The sequence below is a fragment of the Sulfurovum sp. genome, assembly GCF_041562805.1.
Lineage (GTDB): Bacteria > Campylobacterota > Campylobacteria > Campylobacterales > Sulfurovaceae > Sulfurovum.
On the sequence record NZ_JBFFOH010000074.1, the window covers coordinates 1 to 11,465 of the forward strand.

Sequence of the window (11,465 nt, forward strand, 5' to 3'; positions counted from 1 at the left end):
AACGCCCTCTACCTGCAGTACGAATACCGACGCAGCCTCACTGAAAGCACCCTCTTTTGTGCCGGGGTGCAGTATATCAGGACCTACACCAGCGGCGGCAGCGACTCCCTGGCCAACACCACAAGCCCTCTCGGCGGCGACGATGTCAACCTCGCCGCCTTCAAAGTCAGCGTAAACTACAACGACCTGGACATGCAGTTAAGCTATTCGAAGAACTGGGGTCAGAGCGGTATCAGCAGCGGTTACGGCGGTTTGAGCAAGGTCTACACCTCCTCCATGATCGCCAACGGCCGCAAAAACAACCGCCCAGAGACCTGGTCTCTCAAAAGTGCCTACGATATCTTTAGCTCTCCAAAGTACGGAACGACCGAAGTGGCACTGTGGCTGACGAAAACGGATTACGCAGACATCCCGACAGGAGACTTCGTCTCCGTCTACGCCCACCTCCTCCACCATGTCGGCGTCAACACCTCCGCCTATCTTCGGTATGAAAAAGTAAATTATGACAGGCAAGATGACGCCGGCTTTTTCCGGTTGATCTTGAAGCAGCAGTTTTAACGTGGTTATTTGATTCAGCCAAAAAGTAAAAAAATCAGACATACAAAAGCACCTTAAACAACATCCCCTTACTAATAAGATAAAATAAATAAATTTTATTAATAATGTCCAGTCACATTTTGAAAAGAGAACAGTTAAATTGAATCAGCGGCAAAAATCGTAACATGATTGCAAAATTAAAATCCCTTAAAAACCATCAAGGCTTTATGAGATATTTTCAAAATACTTCATGGCTTTTTGGTGAGAAAATTCTACGAATGGCCCTAGGGCTTTTTATAGGTATTTGGATCGCCCGATATCTTGGCCCTGAACAGTTTGGACTCTTTTCGTATGCAATAAGTTTTGTAGGGCTGTTTACAGTTATTGCAACACTGGGATTGGATGGCATCGTTATTCGCGAATTGGTGAAAGATGAAAGGCGCAGAGATGAGCTTATCGGCACTGCTTTTTTCCTCAAACTTACTGGAGCTTTTTTAGTTTTACTGATCTTGGCAATAGCCATAAACGTCACCTCTAATGACCATTTTACCAACACTCTTATTTTCATTATCGCCTCAGCAACTATCTTCCAAAGCTTCAATATCATCGATTTTTATTTTCAATCCAAGGTACTGAGTAAATATGTTGTCTATGCAAATATTATAAGCCTGTTCTCATCATCTCTAATAAAAATAGTACTTATCCTCAATGAAGCGCCCCTTATCGCTTTTGCCTGGGTTGTCCTTTTCGACAGTTTCGTATTGGCATGTGGACTCGTGTATTTCTTCTTAAAAAATTCTGATTTCAGTTTTAAAAATCTAAAATTTAAAAAGCCCCTAGCAACCGATTTATTACTAGATTCTTGGCCATTAATCTTGTCAGGAATCGCTTCCGTCATAAATATGCGAATAGATCAGGTTATGCTTGGAAATATGACAAATTTTGGAATAGTTGGAAACTATGCCGCTGCTATCAAAATATCAGAACTTTGGCTGATAATACCTGTTGTTATCTCTGCATCCATTTATCCTGCGATTATTTCAGCTAAACAACAAAGTCATCCGGTATACAAACACCGTATTGTCAAAACTGTTACCTATATGGCCAGTTTTGCAATTCCGTTTGCACTAATAGTTTCCTGCTTATCAGGGATGATCGTTGAATTACTGTATGGCGATAAGTATTTTAACGCTACAAGCTATTTGGCTATTCTAATCTGGTCAGGGGTACCATACATTACTTTATTCGTATACACACAAGTTGCAATGATCGAAAAACTCACAAAAGTAAGTTTATATACTTCCATCTACGCCATCGTAGTAAATTTGTCACTTAACTATATATATATTCCAATTTATGGTGGTACCGGCGCTGCTATGACTACACTGTTCGTAGCCTGGAGTTCCGTACTGTTAAATGTCTATTTGATTGAAAAAAAAGCTAATATATTAAATCGATAGGAAAAAAATGAAGAAAAATGCTGTTGTATTCACTATATCATCGGACTTGATCTTTGCAGTTGCCAACATCATGATGGATATAAAAAAACTATCACCTGCAATAGCTGATGAAGTTGTAATAATACATAATGGAATAGATCCAAACGATTTATTACGTTTAAACTTAATTTTGCCAACCAGGGAAATAAAATACAATATCCCCGTTGATGATTTATCTAAATTCAATCAAGACACATTGAAATATTTTACGATTATGGCGTATGCCAAATATGAATGTTTGCGATTATTGGATGAGTATAAGAATGTAATCTACTTAGACCCAGACATGGTTATTTTAAAAGATTTATCTTCTCTTTTAGAGAAATGTGAGTCAGGCATTAAGATGATGCCGTCGGGACAGAAGGTTAGCGTGCAGCTGCATGAAGAGATTAAAGAGTACAACATGCAGGATGAAGGCATCTGCGGATGTATTTTTGTTTTCCAGGATCATGCCGATTATACGAAACTTTATAATTTCTGCATTATCAGTTTAAATAAGTATGCCAGCAAATTAAAGCTTGCCGAACAGGCTATATTTGATTTTATGATACAGGAGTTTAATCTTGAAATTTGTCCGATTGACAGTAAAGTATACTCCCCACATCCAACAGATAAGGCCCTGGCTGAAAATGCAAAGATCTTACACGCATACGGACAACCAAAATTTTGGAATGGCCTTGAGAACAGCCAGTGGAACGACAACTATTCAAAGTGGATTACGATGGGTGGCACGCCATACAAGCCTACCTCCCTCTTAAAAAAGATAGTGCGCAAGCTTGTATCACTGAGCAAACGGATTTTACAGAAATGATTGTACACCTACTAAAGTCAATAATGAATCGCCTACATGACAGTAAAAAACGCAATACTTTTTATCGTCAATGGAACCGAAAGAATGAACACAACAGCGTACAACCTGTCAACATGTTTCCGCTCGACATTGTGCAGGTAGGCTCTTATTCCTACGGTGAATTACACCTGTTGACGTACGACCTGCATAATAAAGGGGACAAACTGGTCATTGGCGATTTCGTTTCTATCTCGACCAATGTGCATTTTTTGCTTCATGAGAATCACCAACTGGACACATTCACGCCATTTCCTCTGAAAACAGTTTTAACCGGTTCACGATCTTCTGCCGATATGCGGTCTAAAGGTTCCATTCATATTGACGATGAAGTCTGGATCGGCTTTGGCGCTACCATTCTATCCGGGGTGACAGTTGGTAAAGGTGCCGTCATATCCGCTGGTTCTGTCGTCACAAAAGATGTACCCCCGTACAGTATAGTCGGCGGTGTACCTGCAAAGATCATTAAATATCGATTTGAACAAGAGGTCATAGATCGTCTTTTGCCTCTTCGGATCATTGATTTGCCGATAGAAGTCATTAAAGAACATTTAGACCTGTTCTATAGCAACATAAACAGTACAACATTACATCAGATTGAAACCTTGTTCGCGAATAAGGATAAGAAATGAAAAACCAACCTGATAATCGCTCAGATATCTATAGAATATCACTCAACGCCGAACAAAAAAACGATGTTCGGATTATGGCTTTCGATTATATTGATAAAGGTTATAGTGTTTTAGATGTTGGTTGTGCATGCGGAGATCTTGGCGAATTGTTACATAAAAACAAAGAGTGCAAAATGTTTGGGATGGAATATGATGCAGGAAGCATTGCAATAGCTTCAGGTACACATGCCTATCAATCGATTCATCAAATAGATCTGAATGATTTTAATGAAAAAGACTACACCCAATATTTCAACTATTTTGATGTTATCACCTTACTTGATGTTCTTGAGCATCTTGCAAACCCCGAAAACGTTGTAAGTTCGCTCAAAAAACTTCTGAAAAAAGATGCTTTTTTGATTATTTCTATTCCAAATATTGCCTTTTGTGATATTAAAGTCGGGCTTTTACAGGATGATTTCACTTATACCGATACAGGGATACTGGACAGAACACATATAAAATTTTATACCTATAAATCTATCAGCTCCATGCTGACCAGTCTGGGTCTAGAGGTTCAGGAGTGTAAACCAAAAGTGGCATACTTTTCTACCAACACGTTAAAGGTGCCAGGTTCTATTAAACGATATATTAAAAAAGATCCGCACTCTTTTGTATACCAATATATTGTCAAAGCCCTTCCTTCGGACAAAGCCCCGTCTCAGTTAAAGCAGGTGAATGATGTTAAAATGGATATTCAGTGGTCTGCCATTTCCGGTGAATTAGGCAAACTCAAGAGACGAAATCTTATATCCAAGATATTTCCGAAAGACAGTTTTCAACACAAGATGGCTAAAAAATTAAAAAGTTTTTTCAATAATGGATAATGGAATACTATGAATACTCCCAAATACTCAATTATCATTCCGACATTCAATGGTGTTCAATACCTTCCAACATGCATTGAGACCATAACCGCCCAGAATTACAAAGATTATGAGCTCATCGTCAGTGATGACCATTCTACCGATGGAACAAGAGAATTCTTGGAGACTTTTGAGCACCCAAATGTCACTGTAATATATCCACCTGACTCTTTAAGTATGACAGAACACTGGGAATGGGCGCTCTCTCATGCATGTGGGGAATGGCAAATCTTTGTAGGACAAGATGACGGTCTACAGCCCTATTTTTTTCAATTAGCAGATACATTAATCGTTGAGGCCGAGGAAAAAGGGTTGCGAACGATCATGTCTTCAAGGGCATATTTTTTTTGGAAAGGCTGTGAACATGCTTATGGCGATATCGCTGTTGGATATACTGCCAAAAATAAAACAAAAGTACATAACTTTACGATAGAAGCATTAAAAGCTCTTCTAGGGTTTCAATACTATTTTGAATTACCTCAAATGTACACAACCGCACTTTTTCATAAAAACCTACTTGATGAAGCACGTTCCAAACAAAAGGGGAAAGTGTTTTCCTGTCATCCTCAAGATGCGAATCTTGCTGCCATCGCATGTAGCCTAGAAAACAAATATTTAAAGTCATATATTCCTTTAGGCTGGGTAGGGTCCTCTCCGAAGAGTGCCGGCATGGCAATAAGCGGTGATTCGAAAAAGGCAAAAAAAGAAGATCGCGAGAATCTTGAATTGTTAAAGAAAGAGTATGAAAAAAAGGTATCGAACAGTAAATTAAAGTACCACGAGTTAGCCGGAGATTTCTCTTTTGGGAATATCGCAATCTATTTTTGGCAGGCTCTACTAATGACACAAATGTTACGAAACCCGAGGCTTAACAGTTTTTTAGTATCAAAAAAATTTAAAATTCTATTTTTCAGCTCTGTGTTATATGAAGTCAAACACTCGAAACGAATGGCAAGTAAAAGAGCAGAGCGTCTAGTCAGCTTCAATAAAATATTAGATGAAAACAGATGTAGCAGTTTCAGTATAATATGCACATACATGCTGATCAATGTTTTCATGCTCTTATCGATGCCTCTCATCTTTGTATATAAGGTTCTGCGTAAAGTCTATAGACTCCTTCATCGTAGTAGAATAACGTATTATGTCAGCTGGTGCGAAGATGCAAATATGGACTTGTTAAAAGCCTCAGCGTTTGTTCAAAACAAAATTACACAAATGATTAAAAAATGAAACTGGCCCCGATAGTTCTTTTTGTTTATAACCGCCCTTGGCATACACAGAAAACTGTAGAAGCACTCCAAGAAAACGCATTGGCCAGCGAAAGTGAACTATTTGTTTATAGCGATGCTCCTAAACACAGTGGTGCACAAGAAAATGTAGATCAAGTACGCGAGTATATTAAACAGATCAATGGATTTAAAAAAGTAACCATCATTGAAAGAGATCACAACTGGGGACTTGCAAACTCAATTATAAACGGTGTTACTGATATCATCAACAAATATGAAAAGATCATCGTACTTGAAGACGACTTGGTGACAAGCCCTTATTTTTTAAAGTTCATGAACGAAGCTTTAACATTTTACAAAGAGAACAAAAACGTTTTGTCCGTAACAGGGTTTAGTTTCTCTTCGAAATTTATGCAGTTTTCAAATGATTTTGCCGAGGATATTTATGTGCATATCCGACCCATGTCATGGGGTTGGGGAACATGGAAAGATGAGTGGAAAGACATTGACTGGGAAATAAAAGATTTTCAATCATTTATCTCTTCTGCCACGAAGATAAAAGCATTTAATCGAGGTGGAACAGACTTGAGCGTTATGCTAGAAGATCAGATGAAGGGAAAACTGGATTCATGGTATATACGTTGGTGCTACCACGCCTATAAAACCAGCAAATATACCATTTATCCAAAAATATCTTTTGTGAACAATATAGGGCATGACAGCAGTGGCATTCATTGTATTGAAGAATCCGATCCTATATACAGTCACACTGAACTTAGTGATAATTCCTGCATTCGTTACAATACTAATATAAAGCTCGATGAAAATATTATCCGGCGATTTAATAAAGCGTTTGACACACCTCTAAAAAATAAACTCAAAAAGTATCTCAAAAAAATATTGTTGATGGAAAAATGATGCAGAATTTATTTAAAAACCCATTCTCTATTTGGTTGGCACGTCTCATTCAATCAAAAATTCTAGAGTACAAAAACCGAAAAAAACATCTTAAAATTGGCTATATGGCCTATGTAACAAACAGTAATTTCGGCCGGTACAATACGCTTTATGAGAAGGTTGTTTTAAAACACGTTATCTTGGATGACTTTACCTATGTAGCGGAAAGTACGCATATCTGTCATACAACAATAGGAAAATTCTGCAGTATAGGAGCTGATTGCAGGATCGGATTGGGAAAACATCCCTCAGCTACTTTTGTATCATCACATCCAATATTCTTTTCTGCTGCCAAACAAGCTCAGGTCTCATTCGCAGACAAAAGTTATTTTAACGAATATGAAAACATCACAATAGGCAACGACGTATGGGTAGGTGCAAATGCGATAGTTATGGATGGCGTCAATATTGCAGACGGTGCGATAATCGCTGCCGGTTCAGTCGTGACTAAAGATGTTCCTGCCTACGCTGTCGCCGGCGGTGTGCCTGCAAGAATTATCAGGTACAGGTTTAACAAAAAAGAAATTTCCAGGCTGTTGGAGTTAAAATGGTGGAATATGGATTTCCAGTACCTAAAAAACAATTTTAAAAAGTTTCATAACATTGAAAACTTTTTAGAGTGACAGTAGCACAAGAAAAGATAAATTGTAAACTCGGATGACAGTAAAATGCTCTCATTATTATCACGCAGTTGTTAATGAAACAACTTATTGGGGAGAGACTCTAAAGCATGTTATTTACTAGTTTCCCCTTTGTTGTTTTAGTCATACTTACATTGTTTTTCTTTTATTGCAAACATCTACGTGCATATCAGACACCGATATTAATTACATCAAGTTTTATTTTTTACGCTTACGGGCAACCATATCTACTTTTATTACTTTTTATCTCTGCTTCTATAAATGCTGTCACAAGTTATCTCGTTTATTTTGAGAATTCATCAAAAAAGAAAAAGCGATATGCCTTTATTGGTGTTCTCTTTAATCTAACCGTATTGGCATTTTTTAAGTATAGCCCTCTCTTTGGAACAGTTTTAAACGATCTCGGTCACGTAAGCAGTATCGGCGAGTTATTGATTTTAATTCCTTTACCTGTTGGCATATCTTTTTATACGTTTCAAGGCATAAGTCTGGTTATTGACCTGTACCGTTCAAATCATCAAAGTGAATGTCCTTTATTTCATGTAGATAAGAATTTCAGAAAGCATTACACTGACACGTTCTTCTTTATCACTTTTTTCCCACAGTTGGTTGCAGGTCCTATTGTCAAGGCGTATCAGTTCTACCCGCAAATAAAAACGAAATATTTTAAGGATATAGATTTTCATGGAACAATCAAAATACTTATACTTGGGTATTTCTTAAAAATGGTGATTGCTGACAACTTGAAAAATCAGACCTTCTGGATGACTTATCCATATTTTGAAAGTTTATCTTCCTTCACTTTAGTGACCTTGCTTGTTGGCTATTCAGTGCAGATTTTTGCTGATTTTGCCGGGTATAGTTTGATCGCTATTGGAATCGCAAAACTATATGGTTACGATTTACCGATAAACTTTAATTTCCCCTATATTTCACAATCATTCTCTGAATTTTGGACCAGATGGCACATCTCTTTATCCACTTGGCTAAAAGAGTACCTCTATATACCGCTTGGAGGTAACAGACGGGGGGAACGTAGAACTTATCTAAACTTAATCATCGTTATGCTTTTAGGTGGTCTCTGGCATGGAGCTGCTTGGAGTTATATGGTTTGGGGCGGCTATCACGGAATGTTACTGATGCTCGAGCGTTATGGACACAGGTACATCAACCTTCCTTCTAATTTTTTCATTACTTTTGTTAAGACCTTCTTTGTTTTTAGTCTCATCACTCTTGGCTGGCTATTGTTTAAACTGCCTGATTTTTCACAAGTACTGAACTTCTTAGCCGCAATCATCTCTAATATTGGTTTACCACACGACAAAGGTATCTTGGTTATGATATTTTTTTATTCTTTGCCAATACTTATTTATCATCTGAATTACTTAGTCCACATGAAGCAAAAGAAAAATTTTATGAATAACGCATATGTCTATGCGGTCCTATTATTTTTGATCGTAACCAATAGCGGGAGTAGCGGTGCATTCATTTACTTTCAATTTTAGCAAGATTAAACAACTCCTTTTTATATTTGGAGCACTGTTTTTTACGTACAATCTCTACCTGGTGATCCAAAAGCCAAAGATCGTTATGTATCAAAATCAATGGCAACAGAACTATTCATTTGCTCAAGATTTTATTTATGGCAATAGTCCAGAAAACATCATAGTAGGCTCTTCCATGGCTGCGAGAATGAGAAAAGAGTTTTTCCCACAAAATTATTTTAACCTCTCATTTGACGGGGGTAGTGTACTTACAGGACTTGAAATAATAAAAAAAAGTGGATTTATACCCAAGACTATTTATATAGAGAACAATATTATTTTTCGGGCTAAAGATGAAAAGTTCTTAGATGCTCTTTTTTATCCCGTTGCATACAAAGCTAAAAAATATATACCCGCACTGCAAGAGAAGTACCAGCCTTTGAGCATTCTTCTTTCAACACTCAAAGGCTCTTATGGTAAAACTCACGACGAGTATATGAACGATACCAGGAACATCAAAGTTTTCAATGCCAATATACTAATACAAGAGAAAGTTTATGGCACCCCCTTGACTGATTATCAAAAAGAGCTGGATGCGCTCGAGAGTCTGATCTCATATTTTGAAAATCGTGGGGTAGAGGTTTTATTTTTTGAGATGCCTATCGACACGAATTTGGCTGATTCGATCAAAGCAAAACAACAAAGAAAAATAATACGAGATCATTTCAAGATGAACATCTGGTTGCAAGAACCTGTAAATAGTGACTATACTACAACTGATGGAATACACCTTTTATACAAAAGTGCATATGCATACAGTAAAGTATTTTTAATTAATGTAGATAGACGTAAAAAATCGCCAGAAGGAGATACAAAATGAATTATTTTTTTTTCAATGGTATAAACAAGGTTCTAAATGCCTGATATCAACAGCAATACTTTAGAGAAAGACCTACAAAGGAAAATGGCACTTAAAACGTCATCATCCTTCCCTGACGAGCATAATCGACAAGGTAAAGGGGGGCTTAGAACACAAGGATACGTTAAAAACTCACATATCGACAAACCGCTAATCACAGTTATAACAGTTGTTTTTAATGGTAAACAAATCTTAGAAACGACGATTAAAAGTGTTCTTGCCCAAACCTATGATAATGTAGAATACCTCATTATTGATGGCAGCAGTTCTGATGGAACACTCGACATCATCAAAAAATATGAAAAGCAGATTGACTATTGGGTCAGTGAAAAAGATGGCGGAATTTATGATGCAATGAATAAAGCCATCTCTTTAGCGAACGGCAAATGGATTAATTTTATGAATGCCGGGGATACTTTTTTCAACAAAGATACGCTCACAAATCTATTTAGCTCGTCCAGTTATGATGATATTGACATCCTTTATGGCGATCATGAGGTCAGATACCCGCATAAAACACGTATTGCACGCGCTGGGTATATTAGTGAAATATGGAAAGCTTCTCAATTCAGTCATCAAAGTGTTTTTATCTCTTCGCAATACCATAAATCGCACCTTTACAACACCTGTATTAAAATAACATCTGATTTTGCATTTTTCTATAATGCTTATATCAAAGATGCAAAGTTTCATTACACGGATACTGTGATCTCGTCCATTACATCTGGCGGTATCTCCGATGTGAAAAGAGTTGATGGTATTTTAGAGATGTGGATGGTGCAAGAAAAAAGTACTAAGCTCAATTTGTATTATATTTTTCGCATTTTTAAAGAAATACTAAAAGAAAAAGTCAAAAAAGTTTTGAACAGAGAAGAGAATTAAGCATGATATCGGTCTGTATGGCAACGTATAACGGCGAATGCTACATCAAAGAGCAGCTCGACTCCATCCTATGCCAGCTCTCAGACGGCGACGAAGTAATCATCTCCGATGACGGCTCAACAGACCGTACGGTAGAGATCATCAAAAGTTACCCCTCAGATAAGATCACTCTGCTTGAAGGGCAGTCTTTCAGAAGCCCTGTCTTTAACTTTGAGAATGCGCTCAAACAGGCCAAAAACGAGTTCATCTTTCTCTCCGATCAGGATGACCTCTGGGAAGCGGAAAAGGTCGGCATAATGTTACTACACCTCAAAGAATATGACCTTGTCATCAGCGATGCGCGTCTCATCGATGCCGATGGTACACCGCTTGGAACCTCTTTTTATGAACTTAATGGTTCGTCATCCGGACTCTTTAAAAATATCGTCAAGAACTCATATATAGGCTGTACAATGGCCTTCAACCGTAAGATCCTTGACCATGCACTTCCCTTCCCCGAAAACACACCGATGCACGATTGGTGGCTAGGGCTGATCGCCGAGCTGTTCGGAAAAGTCTACTTTTGTAAAGAGCCACTTGTCCGCTACCGCAGGCATGAGACCAATGCATCTGCAAGTGCCTCAAAAAGTCCTTACAATTTAAAAGAAAAAATAAACATGCGCATCCTTCTGCTCGTGAACTTGGCCAAAAGGTGGTTCAGAAAATGAGTCTTGTTACCGCCTCCATCGTTATCTACAACAATGCGCCCGATGTTTTAAACAAGGCGATTGCCAGCTTTTTAAACACGGATTTGGATGTTCATCTCTACCTAATAGACAACTCACCGACGGATAAGCTGCACGTCCTCTCGGACGACCCCCGCGTCACCTATATCTTTAACGGAAAAAACCTTGGGTATGGTGCTGCTCATAATGTTGCTATTAAGAGAGCTAT

12 protein-coding genes and 1 pseudogene are annotated in these 11,465 nt (G+C 38.0%); all 13 read left to right on the forward strand.

Annotated features, from left to right (window positions below):
• Positions 1-558: pseudogene (locus ABYK33_RS09430) on the forward strand (porin); the annotation flags it as partial.
• 206 nt (positions 559-764) lie between these two features.
• Positions 765-1,997 carry a flippase gene (locus ABYK33_RS09435; protein WP_373032905.1) on the forward strand — a complete coding sequence of 411 codons (1,233 nt, stop codon included), beginning with the start codon at positions 765-767 and terminating at the stop codon, positions 1,995-1,997.
• A 7-nt stretch (positions 1,998-2,004) separates the two neighbouring features.
• Positions 2,005-2,847, forward strand: coding sequence for a glycosyltransferase (locus ABYK33_RS09440; RefSeq protein WP_373032906.1), 843 nt, complete (start codon positions 2,005-2,007; stop codon positions 2,845-2,847).
• Between the two features lie 23 nt (positions 2,848-2,870).
• Positions 2,871-3,515: a CatB-related O-acetyltransferase gene (locus ABYK33_RS09445; protein ID WP_373032907.1), complete on the forward strand. Its 645-nt coding sequence runs from the start codon at positions 2,871-2,873 to the stop codon at positions 3,513-3,515.
• The gene (locus ABYK33_RS09450) at positions 3,512-4,381 is read left to right on the forward strand and encodes a class I SAM-dependent methyltransferase (RefSeq protein ID WP_373032908.1); all 870 of its coding nucleotides are present in this window, start codon (positions 3,512-3,514) and stop codon (positions 4,379-4,381) included. Before ABYK33_RS09445 ends, ABYK33_RS09450 begins: the two co-directional genes overlap by 4 nt.
• 9 nt (positions 4,382-4,390) lie before the next feature.
• Positions 4,391-5,650: a glycosyltransferase family 2 protein gene (locus tag ABYK33_RS09455; RefSeq protein WP_373032909.1), complete on the forward strand. Its 1,260-nt coding sequence runs from the start codon at positions 4,391-4,393 to the stop codon at positions 5,648-5,650.
• A complete protein-coding gene (locus ABYK33_RS09460; RefSeq protein ID WP_373032910.1) occupies positions 5,647-6,567 on the forward strand; it encodes a hypothetical protein in 921 nt (306 codons plus the stop codon). Before ABYK33_RS09455 ends, ABYK33_RS09460 begins: the two co-directional genes overlap by 4 nt.
• Positions 6,567-7,229 carry a CatB-related O-acetyltransferase gene (locus ABYK33_RS09465; RefSeq protein WP_373032911.1) on the forward strand — a complete coding sequence of 221 codons (663 nt, stop codon included), beginning with the start codon at positions 6,567-6,569 and terminating at the stop codon, positions 7,227-7,229. The genes ABYK33_RS09460 and ABYK33_RS09465 overlap by 1 nt, the downstream gene beginning before the upstream one ends.
• A gap of 107 nt (positions 7,230-7,336) precedes the next feature.
• Positions 7,337-8,752, forward strand: a complete 1,416-nt coding sequence (locus ABYK33_RS09470) for an MBOAT family protein (RefSeq protein ID WP_373032912.1) — start codon at positions 7,337-7,339, stop codon at positions 8,750-8,752.
• Positions 8,727-9,611 carry a hypothetical protein gene (locus tag ABYK33_RS09475; protein WP_373032913.1) on the forward strand — a complete coding sequence of 295 codons (885 nt, stop codon included), beginning with the start codon at positions 8,727-8,729 and terminating at the stop codon, positions 9,609-9,611. The genes ABYK33_RS09470 and ABYK33_RS09475 overlap by 26 nt, the downstream gene beginning before the upstream one ends.
• A 36-nt stretch (positions 9,612-9,647) precedes the next feature.
• Positions 9,648-10,532: a glycosyltransferase family 2 protein gene (locus tag ABYK33_RS09480; protein ID WP_373032914.1), complete on the forward strand. Its 885-nt coding sequence runs from the start codon at positions 9,648-9,650 to the stop codon at positions 10,530-10,532.
• Positions 10,533-10,549: 17 nt separating this feature from the next.
• A complete protein-coding gene (locus ABYK33_RS09485) occupies positions 10,550-11,239 on the forward strand; it encodes a glycosyltransferase family 2 protein (protein ID WP_373032915.1) in 690 nt (229 codons plus the stop codon).
• Positions 11,236-11,465 (forward strand): glycosyltransferase (locus tag ABYK33_RS09490; protein ID WP_373032916.1); only part of this gene is annotated, 230 nt, incomplete at its 3' end. The genes ABYK33_RS09485 and ABYK33_RS09490, both read left to right, overlap by 4 nt.

Bases quoted from the DNA above. Each gene is read 5' to 3' on its own strand.
- ABYK33_RS09435 (WP_373032905.1), top strand. From the start codon at position 765: ATGAGATATTTTCAAAATACTTCATGGCTTTTTGGTGAGAAAATTCTA.
- ABYK33_RS09485 (WP_373032915.1), top strand. From the start codon at position 10,550: ATGGCAACGTATAACGGCGAATGCTACATCAAAGAGCAGCTCGACTCC.
- ABYK33_RS09450 (WP_373032908.1), top strand. From the start codon at position 3,512: ATGAAAAACCAACCTGATAATCGCTCAGATATCTATAGAATATCACTC.
- ABYK33_RS09445 (WP_373032907.1), top strand. From the start codon at position 2,871: ATGAATCGCCTACATGACAGTAAAAAACGCAATACTTTTTATCGTCAA.
- ABYK33_RS09465 (WP_373032911.1), top strand. From the start codon at position 6,567: ATGCAGAATTTATTTAAAAACCCATTCTCTATTTGGTTGGCACGTCTC.
- ABYK33_RS09455 (WP_373032909.1), top strand. From the start codon at position 4,391: ATGAATACTCCCAAATACTCAATTATCATTCCGACATTCAATGGTGTT.
- ABYK33_RS09470 (WP_373032912.1), top strand. From the start codon at position 7,337: ATGTTATTTACTAGTTTCCCCTTTGTTGTTTTAGTCATACTTACATTG.
- ABYK33_RS09440 (WP_373032906.1), top strand. From the start codon at position 2,005: ATGAAGAAAAATGCTGTTGTATTCACTATATCATCGGACTTGATCTTT.
- ABYK33_RS09480 (WP_373032914.1), top strand. From the start codon at position 9,648: ATGCCTGATATCAACAGCAATACTTTAGAGAAAGACCTACAAAGGAAA.
- ABYK33_RS09460 (WP_373032910.1), top strand. From the start codon at position 5,647: ATGAAACTGGCCCCGATAGTTCTTTTTGTTTATAACCGCCCTTGGCAT.